Source organism: Luteimonas sp. MC1782, from assembly GCF_014164605.1.
Lineage (GTDB): Bacteria > Pseudomonadota > Gammaproteobacteria > Xanthomonadales > Xanthomonadaceae > Luteimonas.
Genome location: NZ_JACJFT010000002.1, coordinates 223,644 through 239,527, shown reverse-complemented (window position 1 = coordinate 239,527; position 15,884 = coordinate 223,644). Strand labels below are relative to the sequence as shown.

Sequence of the window (15,884 nt, the reverse complement as noted above, 5' to 3'; positions counted from 1 at the left end):
CGCGCCCGGTGATGGCGCGCTGGATCAGGCTTCGATCACGCCCGCTGCCGCCCGCCCGTCCGGGTCCTCGACGATCGCATGCGGCACGAAGCGCGAGGTGTCCTGGGTGACCAGGGTCGCGTCCTCGCGCACGCCGACCCCGCAGGCGCGGTCGGCCACGATCCAGCTGCCGACCAGCGGATAGTTGCCGTCGAAGCACGGCAGCGGATGGTAGGCCTGGATGATGCCCGGGCCGTCCGCGTACGGGCCGGGCGTGCTGATGCGCGCCCCGTCTCCAGTCACGATGTCGATATTCGCGCCTTCGCGCGAGAACAGCGGCTTGCGCACGAAGCCCGGCGGCGGCACCTCGCCCTGCACGGTCTCGAAGCGCGCCTCGAGCAGGTTGGGATGCCCGCGGTGGCGCTCCCACAGCAGCGGCAGCACGCCCTTGTTGCTGAGGATCGCCTTCCACGGCGGCTCCAGCAGCTGCATGGTGTTGGCGACCAGGCTCGGCCCGAACTCCTCTTCCATCATGAACTCGAGCGGGTAGAGCTTGAACAGCGTCTGGATCACGTTGTCGTCGGCATCGGTGAACCAGCCGTCGGCGCTGATGCCGATGTCCTCGACCGCGACCAGCGCGGTGTCGATGCCCGCCTGGTGGGCGCAGTCGCGCATGTACAGCACGGTGGCCTGGTCTTCCTCCGACTCGCGCACCGCGGCGAAGTGCACGCGCGCGCCGATACGCTGCTGCAGCGCGAGCGTCGCGAAGGTTTCGCACAGCACCTCCTGGATGCCGTTGTACTGGTCGCTGCCGGCCGGCAGTGCGCCCGACGCGAGCTGCTGCTCCAGCCACAGCCACTGGAAGTACGCCGACTCGTACAGCGACGTCGGCGTGTCGTAGTTCAACTCGTAAAGTTTCGCCGGGCCGCGGCCGTCGTAGGCAAGGTCGATGCGACCATAAAGATGCGGGTCGCCGTTGCGCCACGACGACGCGATCCAGTCCCAGTACAGCGGCGGCACGTGCAGCTTCGCCAGCAACTCCTCGCTGCCGACAACCTCGTCGACCAGCGCCATCGCCATGTCGTGGATCTGCTGGCTGGGCTGCTCGATGTCGTCCTCGACCTGGCGCAGGCTGAAGGCGTAGTACGCCGACTCGTCCCAGTACGGCGCGCCATCGATGGTGTGGAAGCGGAAACCGAGCGATTCGGCCTGCTGCTTCCAGTCCGCGCGCGGCGCGATCGCGATGCGCCGCACGTCAGCTTCCGCGCGAGCCGAACGTGCCGCGCGCCGCCGCCCGCGAGCCGAAGCCGGCCCGCGACACGGTGATCGCGCGCGCCGGCGTGGCGATGCTGCCGCGCTTGCCGGTGACCGGCCCCGTCTGGCGGCTCACGGCATCGCCACCGGCATTCCTGTAGCCACCGCCGCGGTAGTCGCGGTACAGCGGCGCACCGCCCGCCACCTGGCGCGCGCCGGTGTTGCTGAAGCCGCCCGCCAGCGCATAGCCGAGCAGGAACCCGCCCATCGGCGGCGAGTAATACGTGCGCCCTTCCTCGCGCACCGGCTGGCAGCTGCCGAAATCGCTTTCGCACTGCATCGCGTCCTCGTAGCGCGGCGCGACCTGGGCGTGCTTGGCGACGGCATCGCGGTACGCGGTTTCGCATTGCGCCACGTCGACCTGCTGCGTGCGGCAGTCGTCGATGGAATTCAGCACCACGCCCGTTGGCTCGGACTCGCAGGCCGCCAGCCCGATGGGCATCGCCACCGCCATCAGCGTGAGCCGGAGGTTGCTGGATCTTTTCTTCATGGCTGGTTCCTCACGGCGTGATCGCAGCGGCGTTGACCAGGCCCATGCTGATCGCGATGGCGGCGCTGAAGATGCCGGCGGAGACCACGTTGTCGTCGATCTGCTTCGACAGCGTGCCGCTGGCGATGCGGGCAACCAGGAACGCCAGCACCTGCACGACCGCGGCCACCAGGCCCCAGATCAGCGCGTCGAGCAGGCTGACCGAATGGCTGATCGCGGAATGCACCGGCAGCGCCAGGCCCACCAGGCTGCCGCCGAAGGCGATGGCGGCCGCGGTGTTGCCGGCGCGGATCAGCCTGATCTCGCTGTGCGGGGTCACCAGCAGCACGATCGCGGCGGCGACGAACAGTACGCCGAGGCCGGCGCCGAAATAGGTGAGGAAGGCGACGAAGCTGTCGAGGGTGATGGCCTGTTGCATCGTGGATCCTTGTGGGTCGGCGCCGCGGCGCCTCAGGTGATGTCGAGGTCGGCGATGGTGAGTTCCACGCCGACCGAATAGGTGATGCTGAAGTCGGACGGGCCGGAATCCTCGGCGGAGACCAGCAGCAGTTCCCGACGCGACAGTTCCGGCACATCACGGCTGTAGAGCATCGCGTAGTGGGTGAGGTCGTCGTCGTGGCGCGGCGGATGGTGGCGGTACAGCACCTCGTCGTAGACCATCGCCGGGATGCGCGCGTCGCCGGCGGTGGTTTCGGTGGCGCGCATCCAGCGGTGGCCGGCGTAGTCGATGCCGGCCGCGCCGAGGTGCGCGTGGTCCATCACGAAGCGCTGGAAGGCGGCCTTGTCCGGCGGGTTCACCGTCTCGTGGAAGACGAAGCCCTGGATGCCGTCGACGTCGCCACCGACGGTGCTGACCTGCAGGAACGCATCGTCGTCGAGGTAGAAGCGGTGCAGCGCGTAGCCGTCGCCGAGGTCGATATGGCCGTAGCAGGGCACGCCCTGGTAGCCGCCGGGCAGCTCTTCGGTCATGACGCCCGGCGCGACGCCGTACATGGTGCGGTCGAACTGCAGGCGGCCACCGACGCGCAGGCCGAGCGGCGGCGCATGCGCGAGCTCGCCCGGGCCGGGCAGCGCCGTTGCCGGCGCGGCCGGGCGGCGTCCAAGCAGCCTGTCGAGCAAGCCCACGACGCGACCTATTTGCGCTTGTCGAACAGCGACTCGACGGCCAGCAGTTTCTGCGCGTCGGCCGAGGCCGGTCCGTCGAGCACGATGGCGTCCTGCGGCTTGCGGAAGCGCTCGAGGATGCCGTCGACGTTGGACGCGTCGTGCACCAGCCCGGCCTGCGCCAGGCGCGACTTCAGGTCGCCGTCGCCGGTTTCCTGCTCCAGCTGGTGGGCGGCCTCGAAGCGCGCGCCCTGCTCTTCCTGGCGCTGCTTGATGCGTTCGAGCGAGTCCAGCGCGGTGCCGATCTTGCTGGTGGCGCCGGAATGCCGCGCCGACACCGCCGACTGCGCGCGCTGCACGGCCTCGGTCGCCTTGACGGTGTCGATCTGCTGCTTCAGGCGCGTCAGCTGGGTCTCGGTGCTGCGGATCGCGGTCTTCAGCGAACCGATGCTGCTGTCGAGGCTCTGCACGTTTTCGGCTTCGGCCTGCAGGTCGCGTTCGACGTCGGACAGCTTGGTCGCGACCTCACGGGCAAGGCCCTCGTCGCCCTTGGCCAGCGCGCCCTGCACGTAGCCTTCGTATTCGCGGCGCTTGTCGAGCAGCGCGCTGCCGCGGTTGGCGGCCAGCTGGCGCTGCGCCATCACCTTGGTCAACTCCTGCTTGGATTTCGCGAGCTCCGAGGTGCTGTCGCGCAGTTCCTGGTCGAGGATGCGGATGGCGTTCTTGTCGACCACGGCCTGGCCGGCCTCGTTGGCCGTGCCGCGGAACAGGGTGAAAATCTTGGCGAGGATGCTCATGCGGTCACCAGGTACGTCTGCAGGGTTTCGATGGCGTCGATGGCGTTGACGCCCAGGGTGCGGATCTCGTGGACGATCTGCTCGGCGGTGGAGTCCGCCGACAGCTCGCCGAACACGACGTAGACGTCCTGGCCGTCGACCGTGGCCAGGCCCAGATTGGACAGCGGATTGATCGGGTTCAGGCGCATGCAGGCGTCATTGAACGCGGCGCGGTCGCGCACCTGCGCGCCGGTGACCAACGGGGTCGAGCAGTACACCTGGTGTTCGCTGGCGACCAGGGTCACCTCGAGGTCGCCGGCATCGGCCAGCACGACCTGCAGCGTGGTCTCGGTGTCGTCGAGGGTGGCGACGCGCTCGGCGCCGAACGCCTCGGCGAGGATCTGGTGGAGCTGTTCGCGGGTCCAGTGCGACATGGACGGTCCTGTGCGATGGGGGACAGGCGCAAGTATGGAGCAACCCGCCCCGGCTCCGCAGGAGAACGCAGCGTGTCGCGTTCACGTTCGGCCCAGGTCCGTCGCGATGCCCGGGATCGTGCGCGGCGCGGCGTCGCGCCCGCCTCGGCGACGTCAGAATCCGTAGCGCAGGAACCCGCCATCCACCGCGATGCATTCGCCGGTGACGTAGCCCGATGCCGGCAGGCACAGGAACGCCACCGCCGCTGCGACCTCCTCGGGCTCGCCGATGCGCCCCATCGGCGTGCGCATCAGCACCTCGTCGAGGTAGTCGGGGTCGGACAGGCTGGACGACGTGCGGCGCGTGCGGATGTACCAGGGCGCCACGCAGTTCACGCGGATGCCGTCCTCCGCCCATTCGCAGGCGAGGTTGCGCGTCATCTGGTGCATCGCGGCCTTGCTCATGCCGTAGGGCGCGCCGGTGCGGACGTGGGTGGCCCCCGAGACGCTGCCGACGTTGACGATGCTGCTGGCCGCGTGCTGCGCGAGCAGCGGATGCGCGTAGCGCGAGAGTTCAAACGCGCTGAACAGGTTGACCTCGAAGATCTCGCGCCACTCGTCCTCGGTGTAGTCCACGGCGGGCTTGCCGAGGTTGCCGCCGGCGTTGTTGACCAGGATGTTGAGGCCTTCGCCCTGGTCCTCCACCCAGTCAAGCAGCTCGCGGCGCTGTTCGTCGTCGGCGACGTTGGCGATGAAGGCGCGGACCTCGCCATCGGGATACTCGTCGGCAAGTTCGTCGCGCGCGGCTTCGAGCGCGTCGCCGTCGCGCGCGGCGATCAGCACGCGCGCACCAAAGCCGAGCAGCTCGGCCGCGATCGCACGGCCGATGCCGGCGCTGCCGCCGGTGACCAGGGCGAGCTGTCCGTCGAGCCGCCAGCGCGTGCCGTGCATGCCGCTCACGGCATGCAGAAGCAGTGCACGACCGCCTTCACCGGATTGCCGCCGCGGGACAGGGTCTGCTCGACGAAACGCAGTTCCTGTTCGGCCTGCGGCAGCGCCTTGGCCAGCAGCCCATGCACGAACTCGCTGCGGCCAAGCAGCGACTGCCCGGCGCGGCTGCTCGCGAATCCGCTCACGAAGCTCTCGAACGGCGACAGCGGCTTTTCGACGTAGCGCAGGCGCCACTTGCCGGCATCGCCGAGTTCGGCGCGCCTGGCGGCGTCGGCGACCGCGGTGCGCAGGCCGCCGAATTCGTCCACCAGCCCGCGCTCCTTCGCCTGTGCACCGCTCCACACGCGGCCGCGGGCAACGGCATCGATCGCCTCGACCGTCCGGTTGCGCGCGCTGGCGACCTTGCCGGTGAACTCGCGATAGCCCTTGTCGATCACGCTCTGGATCACCTGCCCCACTTCGGGCTGCAGCGGCCGCGTGGGATCGAACGCCCCGGCGAAACGCGTGGTGCCGACGCCGTCGGTGTGCACCCCGATCTTCTCGAGCGTGCGCGGGATGCTCGGGAACATGCCGAAGATGCCGATCGAGCCGGTGATGGTGGATTCGTCGGCGTAGATGCGGTCGGCATCCATGCTGATCCAGTAGCCGCCGGACGCGGCCAGGTCACCCATCGACACCACGACCGGCTTGCCGGCGGCCTTGAGCGCGACCACCTCGCGACGGATCTGCTCGGAGGCGAAGACTTCGCCGCCCGGCGAGTCCACGCGCAGCACCACCGCCTTGACCTTCTCGTCGTCGCGCGCCGCGCGCAGCAGCGACGACGTCGATTCGCCGCCCACGGTGCCCGGCTTCTGCTGGCCACCCATGATCTGGCCTTCGGCCACCACCACCGCGACCTGCGGCCGCGCGTCGGCATCGGCCAGCGGGCTGGTGACGTGCTTGAGGTAGGCGTCCATGGTGATTTCGCGCACGCCGCTGTCGCTGTCCTCGTCGGCCACGCCGCGTTCGGCGAGCAGCAGCTGCAGCTCTTCGACCGTCTTCAGGCCGTCGACGAGCTTCTGCTCGACCGCATAGCGGGCAAGGTCGCCGCCGGCGGCTTCGATGCCGGCCGGCATGGTGTCGATGCCGGCCGCGAGCGTGGCCGGGTCGAGCTTGCGCGCACGCGCCACGTCGCCGAGGAAGCGCTGCCAGATATCGTTCATCCAGAACAGGTCTGCCTGCTTGGATTCGGGCGAGGCGTCATCGCGCACGTAGGGTTCGGCGGCCGACTTGAACTCGCCGACCTTGAACAGGTGGATGTCGACGCCGAGCTTGTCCTGCAGGCCTTCGCGGTAGTACTGGCGATAGCGGCCGAGGCCCTCGAGCACCATGCCGCCCTGCGGATCCATGTAGACCTCGTCGGCCTGCGCGGCCAGCAGGTACTGCGCCTGGTCGAAGTACTCGCCAAAGGCGACGACCTGCTTGCCTGCGGCGCGCAGCTCCGTGACGGCGGCGGCCACCTCGCGCAGCGAGGCGTAGCCGGAGAACGCCATGCGGTCGGTGCGCAGGAGCACGCGCTCGATGCGCTTGTCATCCTTGGCCGACTCCAGCGCGAGCAGCAGGTCGCGCAGGCGGACTTCGGCGGTGTCCTGCCCGGTCATCCTGCCGAGGCTGCGGGTGACGGGATCGACGCTGAACTGTTCGACCAGCGCGCCCTCCGGCGCGATCACCAGGGTGGTGCGGTCAAGCAGCGGATGCGCGCGCTCGGCCGTCGCCAGCGCGAACAGCACCACGATCACCAGCAGCAGGAACAGCAGGTTGAACACCAGCCGGCGGGAAAAATCGAGGGCGTTCCAGGCACCCGCGACGACGCGGGTGATCGGCCCGCGGCGGCGAGGGGTGGTGGCGTGTGTTGCTGACATGGCGTGCTCTGCAAAGGCGTTGGAAGTGGCTGCGGCCAGTATCACCGCTGCCGATGGCCGTCGTCACCCGCCATCGGTCACTGGGCCGGACGCCGCGATCCGCCCGGATGTGCGCAGGAAGCGCGCGGCCATGAGCACTGCGGCGACCAGCAGGCCGGCGATCAGCCCGATCCACATGCCGCGCGGCCCCATGCCCAGGCCGAGGCCCAGGCCGGCGCCCAGCGGCATGCCCACGCCCCAGTAGGCGAACGCCGCCAGGAACATCGGCACGCGGGTATCGCGCAGGCCGCGCAGCGCGCCCGCGGACAGCACCTGCACGCCGTCCGGGAACTGGAAGCAGGCCGCGAACAGCAGCAGCGATCCGGCCAGGCCGGCGACGGCGGCGTCCCGCGTGTACAGCGCGGCGACCATGTCGTGGCCGAGGAACAGCAGCAGCGCCGAAAATCCCTGCGTGGCGAGCACCAGCACCATGCCGGCGAATGCCGCGCGGCGCACCCCGTCGCGGCCGCGGCCGGCGCCAACGGCATGGCCGACGCGCACGGTGGTCGCCTCGGCCACGCCGAACGGAATCATGAAGCACAGGCTGGCGACATTGATGGCGATCTGGTGGGCGGCGGCCTCGAGCTGGCCGATCCGGCCGATCAGCAGCGCGGTGACGATGAACAACCCGCCCTCCATGGCCACGGTCACGCCGATCGGAAGGCCGGTGCGCAGCAGGGTGGTGATCGGCGCCCGGCGCGGCGGATCGAAGCGCGCGAACAGCCCCAGCGATGCGAACCGCCGCGCGCGCGCCAGGTACACGACGAATGCCAGCGCCTGCGCCCACATCATGATCGCCGACGCCAGGCCCAGGCCGCCGGCGCCCATCTCCGGCATGCCAAACGCGCCGAACGCCAGCGCATAGCCCAGCGGCAGCAGCAACAGCAGCCCGCCGAAGCCGAGCAGCATGGTCGGCAGGGTCCAGTGCAGGCCATCGCTCAGGTAGCGCATGGCGTAGTAGAGCGTCAGCGCCGGGATGCCCCAGCGGATGCCGTGCATGAAATCGCGCGCGCCCGGGCGGATCGCCGGGTCGATGCCCATCGGCTCCAGCGCCAGGGTGGCGACGCTCAGGAACGCGAACAGCAGCACGCCCAGGGCCAGCGCCAGCCACATCGCCTGCCGGAACAGCGCGGCGATCTCGTCGCGCCGCCCGGCGCCGTCGAGCTGCGACACCAGCGCCGGCACGGCCATCAGCGTGCCCATCGGCACCATCATCGGCAACCAGAACATCGCCGTGCCCACCGACACCGCGGCAAGCGTGGTGGTGCCGTGGTGACCGGCGATCACGCTGTCCACCAGGCCGATCAGCCCGGTCGACAGGTGTCCGGCGACGAGCGGCAGCGCCAGCACGGCCGTGCTGCGCACTTCGTGGCGGAAATGCACGGGCGATGGCGTTGACATGCGTACAGGGACCCAAGGGAGGGCGACGCGGGGGTGCGCCGCCCGCGGCGCGACGGGCCGGGTGCTGGCGCCGGGTCGCGGCGGGTCGCTATCTTAGTGCCAGACGAGGGAAGTCCATGACCGACGCCGGCAACGACACGTCCGTCCAGTCCGCGCCGCGGCCTGCCGCACCGGTACCCGGCGCGACCTGCGGCAACTGCGGCACGCCCCTGCTCGGCCCGCACTGCCACGCCTGCGGGCAACCGGTCACCGGGCTGGTGCGCCATTTCAGCAGCCTGGTCGGCGACTTCCTCGACAGCGTCTTCGACCTCGATTCGCGCACGCCACGCACGCTGTGGCCGCTGTTCGCGCGCCCGGGGCACCTGAGCATCGAGTACTTCGCGGGCCGCCGCGTGCGCTACGTCAGCCCGGTGCGGCTGTTCTTCTTCCTCGCCATCGTCACGTTCTTCGTGGCGCAACTGCTGCTGAGTTTCGGCGATGCGGTGATCATCGAAACCGATACCCCGCAGGCGGACGCCGTCGCGCAGGCGATGACGGTGGACGAGGTGCGCACGCGGCGCGACGCGGCGCTGCTCGAGGCGCGCGAGGCGCGCCGCGGCAAACAACCGGCGGTCGGTCCCGACCCGGCCCTGGTCGCGCTGGAAGTCGCGATCGGGAAGGCCGCAGGCGACCGCATCGCGGCGCTGCGCCAGGCCAAGCGCGACGGCACCCCGCCGCCGCCACCGCAGGTTGACGAGGAAGGTCCGGCCCTGTGGTTCGACGGCGAGCCCTGGGACCCGGTGCACAACCGCCTGCAGCTGGCCTGGCTGCCGGGATTCGCCAACGACTGGCTCAACGTCCAGGCCGGCCGCGCGAAGCGCAACATCGCCCGCGTGCGTGCCGAGCCCGACCTCTTCAAGGACGCGGCGCTGGGCGCGGCGCCCACGGCGCTCATGCTGCTGCTGCCGGTGTTCGCGCTGATGCTGAAGCTGGCCTACCTGTTCAGGCACCGGCTGTACATGGAACACCTCATCATCGCCCTGCACAGCCATGCCTTCCTGTGCCTGGCGCTGCTGCTGGTGCTGGTGGTCGCGGCGCTGGAGCGCCGGCTGGCGCCGCAGCCGGGCGCGGGCCACACGGCGTTCCTGGTGGTGGAAGGCGCGTTGTGGGCGTGGATGCCGCTTTATCTCCTGCTGATGCAGAAACGGATCTACGGGCAGGGCTGGATCGCGACGCTGTTCAAGTTCAGCGTGCTGGGCATTTCGTACAGCGTGCTGCTGTCGTTCGCCGCGGCGTTCGTCGCCATCGCCGGCCTGGTGCGGGTGTAGCGCGCCCTCAGGGGGCGACCTGGCGGCGCAGCCACGCGGCGCGGCTGGCCGGCGGCGTGGCCAGCAGCGCGATCCGCAGTTCCTCGCGCGCCTGCGGCGGCGTGCGCACGGCGAGCACCGCCAGGTCGTCGCGCGCCTGGGCGGGCAGTGCCCGCAAGGCCGCCAGCAGCGGCGCGCGTTCGTGGCCGGGCACCTGAGCGATCAAAGGATGCAGGCGGGCGTAATCGGCTCCCAATGCCGGGCCAAGCAGCCAGCCACGGCGCTCGCTCCCGTCGAGCGCGTCGAAGCGGGCGCGCCAGGCGGCGCGTGTGTCGGCGTCAAGCACGGAAAAGGCCTGCGCCGCATCGCGGAGTTGGCGCCGTTCGGCAACCGGCAGCGCCTGCCAGGCCAGCCAGCGCTCGCGCCGTGCGCCCTGCTCGGCGGGCGGCAGCGCGTCCCAGGCGTCGCGACGCGCCTGGAGCGCGCTGCGCTCGGCCGGCGAGAGCGCGTCGAGGCGGCGCTGCAGCGCGGTCACTTCGGCGCGGCGCTGGGCCGGGAGCGCCGCGATCGCGTCGCGGACCTCGGCTGCCTGCGGCGGGGCCTGGGCGACGGCCGGGGCCGGCGGCAGGCACAGCGCCACGACCAGCGCGACCCAGGCGCTACAGCGACGCATCGTCGGTCTCGCTGTGCAGGTCGGGTTCGACCATCTGGCCCTGGACGCCCCCCACGGTGCGGGCTGGCGCGCCCGGGGAGCCGTCGGCGGCGTTGGCGGCTGCGTGCTGCGCGGCGAACCAGGCATGGAAGGCGGGGTCGATGGCCTCGGGACCGGCGCTGCCGGCGTCGAGCAGCAGGCGGAGATCGGGGTGCAGGGCAAGGGCGTCGGCGTCGGGATAACGGGCCGCGGGCGCGGCCGCGGCGGGCAGCGCCTCGACCTGGATGCCCTCGGGCCCGTCGCCGCCGGCGAATCCGCCGCCGCCGAACCCCGGCCAGAAGGTGGCCGCGAATGCGAGCAGGGTCAGCAGCGCGATGCCCCACAGCGCGGCGCGGTGGCGTGGCCCGGCCGGCACTTCCAACTCCACCCGTCGCCTGGCACCCGCGGCGGGGGCGGCGATCGCCTCCTCGCGCACGTGCGCGAGGTGCGCCAGGCGATCCGGCGGCAGGCCTCGCAACATGCCCTGCGCGGCCGCGCCCAGCGCCTGCCACGCGGCCAGGTCGGCGCTGCCGTCGGCGTTGTGCGGCAGGGCACGCTGAAGGCCCAGCCGGTAGGTCCCGCGGGCGATGCCGAGCACGGCGGCGGCGTCGGATTCCGCCAGGCCCGCCACCAGGCGCAGCAGTAGTGCGGCGCGCGGCCCGTGGCCCAGCTCCGCGAGCCACTCGAATCCGGGCTCCCAGGTGGGCTCGGCGGGAGGCTGGCGCAGCGTCGGCTGCGCCAGCAACTGCGACCAGAACCGCCGTGGCCAGTCCCCGAACGCGGTACGGCCGGCCTCGGCGCGGAACACCTCCATGGTGGCCGCCAGGGCGGCGTCGCCGGACGCCTGCGAGCCTGCCAAGAGGTGCGCGAATACCGCGCCGCGGCGTTCAACGCCGCGCAGGAAGGCAGTCAGTGCGGGGGGTACCGCGGCGGCGTCGTGCGGGGGGCGTGCTGTCATCGGACTCGCTGCATGGCTGGCCGCATCATACCGATGCCACGGGCACCCCAGACCCTTGACGAAGCGCACAATTCACGTTCCACCGCTGTCCTGCAGCGTTTTGCCCCGATGGAGGTTGTGCACAGCGGTCACGCGAACGTCACAACAGCGGCCCGCCGTCAACCGGCGGTAATTTCCGGAGCCATGTTTCACGACCAAGTTGTTGATTGGCATGCCTTTTGGGGGAATGGTGAAAAATGCGCCAACCCCCGCTTAATGCCGCGTTCACGGGCTTTCGACGCCCCACTTCGACTTGCATGCACAGGGTTATCCACAGATCGTGTGGATAAGCAGAAAAGCCTTGGACATCCGAGGCTTGCGACCGAAAGGTCAATTACGTGACAACAGTGGGTCGCAAGCAGCCAACGGTCTCCCCCGGGGGCGGCTCGCTAGACTGTCGCGATGCCCGACGACGTCCTGCGCATCGCCCTGCCCCTGCCGCTGCCGCGCCTGTTCGACTACCGCGCGCCGGCGGGTGGCCCGGTCTCGGCGGGTGATGTCGGGCGCCGGATCCGCGTGCCGTTCGGGCCACGCGAGCTGGTCGGCGTGGTGGCTGCCACCGGGCCCGCGGAGCCGGACGCGCCGGCGCTGCGGGAGGCGCTCGCGTGGATCGATGATGATCCCCTGTTCCAAGGCGAACTGCTGGCCTCGGCGCGCTGGTTGGCGCGCTACGTGCACGCACCGCTCGGCGAAGTGCTGGCGACCGCCCTGCCGGCGCCGCTGCGCCACGGCGAGGCGCTGCCGGCGACGCACGCCTGGGCCTGGCAGCTGACGCCGGCCGGCGCCGCGGCCCCCGACGGGCTGCGGCGTGGCAGCCGGCCGCGCCTGGTGGCGGAGCGCCTGCGCGCCGGGCCGGTCGCCGAGGACCTGCTGGACGACGCCGTGGACGGCTGGCGCCCCGCGGCGCGCAGCCTGGAGAAGCGCGGCCTGGCCGAACGCCTCGCGGTGGCGGCCGCCACCCGGGCGCCGGCGACGGTCGCCGCACACACCCCCAACGCCGAGCAGGCCGCGGCGCTGGACACCCTGCGCGAGGCCGACGGCTTCGTGCCGGTGCTGCTGGAGGGCATCACCGGCAGCGGCAAGACCGAGGTCTACCTGCAGGCGATCGCCGAACGCTGCCTGGCGCGCGGCCGGCAGGCGCTGGTGCTGGTGCCGGAGATCGGCCTGACCCCGCAGATGCTGGCGCGCTTCCGCGCCCGCCTGGGCGTGCCGGTGCACGCGCTGCACTCCGGCCTGTCCGACGGCGAGCGCGCGCGCACCTGGGCGGCCGCCTGGCGCGGCGAGGCGCGGGTGATCGTGGGCACGCGGTCGGCGGTGTTCGTGCCGCTACCCGAGGCCGGCCTGATCGTGGTCGACGAGGAGCACGACGGCAGCTACAAGCAGCAGGACGGCATCCGCTACCACGCGCGCGATTTCGCGCTCGTGCGTGGCAAGGCGCTTGACGTGCCGGTGCTGCTGGGCAGCGCCACGCCATCGCTGGAAACCCTGCACAACGTGCGCGCCGGCCGCTACGCGCACCTGCGCCTGGCCAGCCGCGCCGGCAACGCACGCCCGCCGCGGGTGCGCGTGGTCGACGTGCGCAAGCGGCCGCTGCAGGCCGGGCTGTCCGCGGAGCTGCTGCAGGCCGCGCGCAACGCGCTCGATGCCGGCGGCCAGGTGCTGGTGTTCAAGAACCGTCGCGGCTATGCGCCGGTGCTGCTATGCCACGACTGTGGCTGGAGCGCGCGCTGCCGCCGTTGCAGCACGCCCGAGCATGGCAGCACGATGACCGTGCACGGCGCCGGCCGGCGCCTGCAGTGCCACCACTGCGGCGCGCGCCAGCCGGTGCCGCTGGCCTGCCCGGACTGCGCCGGACTGGCCCTGCAGCCGCAGGGCGTGGGCACCGAGCGCATCGAGGAGCTGCTGGTCGAACGCTTCGCCGACGTGCCCGTGCTGCGCATCGACAGCGCCAGTACCCGCCGCCGCGACGGCCTGGAGCAGCAGCTCGCGAAGCTCGGCGACACGCCTGGCGTGCTGGTGGGCACGCAGATGCTGGCCAAGGGCCACGACCTGCCGCACCTCACCCTGGTGTGCGTGGTCGGCATCGACGAAGGCCTGTTTTCGGCCGATTTCCGCGCCAGCGAGAAGCTCGCCCAGCTGCTGGTGCAGGTCTCCGGCCGCGCCGGGCGGGCGCAGCGCGCCGGCGAAGTGCTGCTGCAGACGCATCACCCCGAACACCCGCTGCTGCAGGTGCTGGTGCACGGTGGCTACCGCGCGTTCGCCGATGCCGAGCTCGGCCAACGCGAGGCCGCGGGCTTCCCGCCGTTCACGCACCTCGCCCTGCTGCGTGCCGAGGCCGCCCATGTGGCCGCGCCCGCGGCGTTCCTCGAAGCCGCGCGCACGCTGTTGGCCGAGGCCGCCGGCGACGATACCCGCATCGCCCTGCTCGGGCCGATGCCGGCGCCGATGCCGCGCCGTGCCGGCATGCAGCGCGCGCAGCTGCTGCTGTCGTCGCCGTCACGCGGCGCGCTGCAACAGCTCCTCGATCGCGGCGTGGCCGCGTTGCACGCGCTGCCCGAAGCGCGCCGCGTACGCTGGTCGCTCGACGTGGATCCCGTCGACCTTTATTGAACCCGGAAGTTTGCCTGCCCTCCTTCGCGCATCATCCCCGCTTCGCGAGAGTCGCCCTTGGCTCTAGCCCTTGGCTCCAGGCTGACCCCGGCCCGGCCGGACGCTGGCCTTCGTGGTCTTGGTGGCCTTTGTGGCCTTGGCCGTCTTGGCCGGCGCGCTGGTGACGCGCTCCGTCCTGGCTTCGGACACGGCCACCCCGGCGCTTGCTACCGTCTTCGATGCGCCGCGGCGGCCGCCGTGCCCGCTGCGGTTGCGCACCTCGATCACCTGTCCCTGGCGGCGCACCTCGAACAGGCCGATCGCCTCGATCAGGTCGCTCAGCTTGCGATACCCGTGGTTGCGCGAATCGAACGAGCCCTGGTTGCCGACATGGCTGCCGACCGCACCCAGCTTCGACCAGCCGTCCTCGCCCTGGGTGGCGTCGACCGCGCCGCGCAGCAGGCGCACAAGGTCGGCATCGTGCTGCAGCTGCGCCGGCGACGGCGCCGGGCGGGCGTCGCCGCTGTCCTCATCCGGCGTGCCCAGTTTTTCCAGGTAGAGGAAGGTCGAGCACGCCTTGACGAAGGGCTCCGGCGTCTTCTCCTGGCCGAAGCCGTACACCGCCACGCCGTCATTGCGCAGGCGCATCACCAGCGGCGTGAAGTCGGCGTCCGACGACACGATGGCGAAGCCGTCGAGGTTGCCGGCGTACAGCAGGTCCATGGCGTCGATCACCATCGCCATGTCGGACGCGTTCTTGCCCGTGGTGTAGGCGAACTGCTGGATCGGGCGGATCGCGTAGGTGTGCAGGCATTTCTCCCAGCTGACGAGGTGCTGGCTCTTCCAGTTGCCATACGCGCGGCGGACGTTGGCCACGCCATGGCGCGCCACTTCGGCGAGGATGGCGTCGATCTTCGCCGCCGGCGCGTTGTCGGCGTCGATCAGCACCGCGATGCGCTTCTCGTGTTCGGCCATGTCGGTTGTCCCTGGAGCGCGCCCGGCGCGATGGCGCATGATGCCCGACGCGCCGCGATGCCCGCGTATCCGCGTGCGGGGGCTTCGGCTAGGATGGCGCGACCGCCCAGGATCCAGCACCCATGGAAATCCCCACCGCCAACCTGCTCATCGCGCTGGCGGTCACCACGGGTGCGGGCCTTGCGACCGGTCTGGGCAGCCTGTTCGTGTTCGCGCAGAAGAAGCCCAACGCCCGGCTGCTGGCGTTCGGCCTGGCGTTTGCCGGCGGTGCGATGGTCTTCGTCTCCCTGTCGGAAATCCTCAACAAGGCGGTGTGGTCCTTCAGCCAGGGCTACGGCGACCGCCTGGGCTACTCCTACGGCACGTTCGCCTTCCTCGCCGGCGTGGGCCTGATCATGCTGGTCGACCACCTGGTGCCCAATCCGCACGAGCGGCTCGAGGTCGACGATCCGTTCTTCCGCGAGCACAACGCCGCCTACATCAAGCGCGTCGGCCTGCTGACCGCATTGGCGATCACCGCTCACAACTTCCCGGAGGGCCTGGCGACGTTCTTCGCCACCCTCGAAAACCCCGGCGTGGGCCTGCCGCTGGCGTTCGCGATCGCCATCCACAACGTGCCCGAGGGCATCGCGATCGCGGTGCCGGTGTACTTCGCCACCAACAACAAGGGCTACGCCTTCGGCGCCTGCCTGCTGTCGGGCCTGGCCGAGCCGCTCGGCGCCATCATCGGCTATGCGCTGTTGCGGCCGTGGCTGTCGGATGCGGTCTTCGGCAGCGTGTTCGGCATCATCGCCGGCGTGATGGTATTCCTGGCGCTGGACGAACTTCTGCCCGCGGCGAAGCGCTATTCGAAAGGCCACGAGACCGTGTACGGCCTGGTCGCCGGCATGGCGGTGCTGGCGCTGAGCCTGGTGCTGTTCAAATGGTGAGAGGCCCGCTTGCGCGGGCCTCATGCATGACGACTGCCGAACGCGCGGA

The 15,884-nt window shown here is 71.1% G+C and carries 15 protein-coding genes; 3 read left to right on the top strand and 12 right to left on the bottom strand.

All coding sequences use genetic code 11. The features are described from left to right. Positions 1-24 precede the first annotated feature (24 nt). From H5368_RS10545 to H5368_RS10505, 9 genes are all read right to left on the bottom strand, one after another. Positions 25-1,233 carry a glutathionylspermidine synthase family protein gene (locus H5368_RS10545; RefSeq protein ID WP_182824372.1) on the bottom strand — a complete coding sequence of 403 codons (1,209 nt, stop codon included), beginning with the start codon at positions 1,231-1,233 and terminating at the stop codon, positions 25-27. Between the two features lies 1 nt (position 1,234). Next, positions 1,235-1,783 (bottom strand): DUF1190 domain-containing protein, encoded by a 549-nt coding sequence (locus H5368_RS10540; protein WP_182824370.1) that lies wholly within the window; start codon positions 1,781-1,783, stop codon positions 1,235-1,237. A gap of 10 nt (positions 1,784-1,793) precedes the next feature. Further along, positions 1,794-2,201 carry a DUF350 domain-containing protein gene (locus H5368_RS10535; protein WP_182824368.1) on the bottom strand — a complete coding sequence of 136 codons (408 nt, stop codon included), beginning with the start codon at positions 2,199-2,201 and terminating at the stop codon, positions 1,794-1,796. Positions 2,202-2,233: 32 nt separating this feature from the next. Continuing rightward, on the bottom strand, positions 2,234-2,902 hold the full coding sequence (locus H5368_RS10530; RefSeq protein ID WP_182825252.1) for a DUF2491 family protein: 669 nt from the start codon (positions 2,900-2,902) through the stop codon (positions 2,234-2,236). Positions 2,903-2,916: 14 nt separating this feature from the next. Beyond that, positions 2,917-3,684: a PspA/IM30 family protein gene (locus H5368_RS10525; RefSeq protein WP_182824366.1), complete on the bottom strand. Its 768-nt coding sequence runs from the start codon at positions 3,682-3,684 to the stop codon at positions 2,917-2,919. After that, positions 3,681-4,097 (bottom strand): DUF2170 family protein, encoded by a 417-nt coding sequence (locus H5368_RS10520; protein ID WP_182824364.1) that lies wholly within the window; start codon positions 4,095-4,097, stop codon positions 3,681-3,683. The genes H5368_RS10525 and H5368_RS10520 overlap by 4 nt, the downstream gene beginning before the upstream one ends. A gap of 153 nt (positions 4,098-4,250) precedes the next feature. Further along, complete coding sequence (locus H5368_RS10515) at positions 4,251-5,027, bottom strand: SDR family oxidoreductase (RefSeq protein WP_182825250.1); 777 nt, start codon at positions 5,025-5,027, stop codon at positions 4,251-4,253. 5 nt (positions 5,028-5,032) lie between these two features. Then, positions 5,033-6,928 carry a signal peptide peptidase SppA gene (sppA, locus tag H5368_RS10510; RefSeq protein WP_182824362.1) on the bottom strand — a complete coding sequence of 632 codons (1,896 nt, stop codon included), beginning with the start codon at positions 6,926-6,928 and terminating at the stop codon, positions 5,033-5,035. A 63-nt stretch (positions 6,929-6,991) separates the two neighbouring features. Continuing rightward, complete coding sequence (locus tag H5368_RS10505) at positions 6,992-8,368, bottom strand: MATE family efflux transporter (RefSeq protein ID WP_182824360.1); 1,377 nt, start codon at positions 8,366-8,368, stop codon at positions 6,992-6,994. A gap of 116 nt (positions 8,369-8,484) precedes the next feature. On the opposite strand from H5368_RS10505, the gene H5368_RS10500 reads away from it, so the two are divergent. Continuing rightward, positions 8,485-9,675 carry a DUF3667 domain-containing protein gene (locus H5368_RS10500; RefSeq protein ID WP_182824358.1) on the top strand — a complete coding sequence of 397 codons (1,191 nt, stop codon included), beginning with the start codon at positions 8,485-8,487 and terminating at the stop codon, positions 9,673-9,675. A gap of 7 nt (positions 9,676-9,682) precedes the next feature. Here H5368_RS10500 and H5368_RS10495 read toward each other — a convergent pair whose 3' ends face one another. Both H5368_RS10495 and H5368_RS10490 read right to left on the bottom strand, forming a co-directional pair. Continuing rightward, positions 9,683-10,327: a DUF3106 domain-containing protein gene (locus H5368_RS10495; RefSeq protein WP_182824356.1), complete on the bottom strand. Its 645-nt coding sequence runs from the start codon at positions 10,325-10,327 to the stop codon at positions 9,683-9,685. Beyond that, on the bottom strand, positions 10,314-11,303 hold the full coding sequence (locus H5368_RS10490; protein ID WP_182824354.1) for a hypothetical protein: 990 nt from the start codon (positions 11,301-11,303) through the stop codon (positions 10,314-10,316). The genes H5368_RS10495 and H5368_RS10490 overlap by 14 nt, the downstream gene beginning before the upstream one ends. 441 nt (positions 11,304-11,744) lie before the next feature. Here H5368_RS10490 and H5368_RS10485 point away from each other — a divergent pair, with 441 nt between their 5' ends. Beyond that, entirely contained in the window at positions 11,745-13,952 is a 2,208-nt protein-coding gene (locus tag H5368_RS10485) for a primosomal protein N' (protein ID WP_182824352.1), read from the top strand. A gap of 63 nt (positions 13,953-14,015) precedes the next feature. Here H5368_RS10485 and H5368_RS10480 read toward each other — a convergent pair whose 3' ends face one another. Further along, entirely contained in the window at positions 14,016-14,906 is an 891-nt protein-coding gene (locus tag H5368_RS10480; RefSeq protein ID WP_182824350.1) for an NYN domain-containing protein, read from the bottom strand. Positions 14,907-15,028: 122 nt separating this feature from the next. Here H5368_RS10480 and zupT point away from each other — a divergent pair, with 122 nt between their 5' ends. Next, on the top strand, positions 15,029-15,835 hold the full coding sequence (gene zupT / locus H5368_RS10475) for a zinc transporter ZupT (RefSeq protein WP_182824348.1): 807 nt from the start codon (positions 15,029-15,031) through the stop codon (positions 15,833-15,835). Positions 15,836-15,884: the final 49 nt, after the last annotated feature.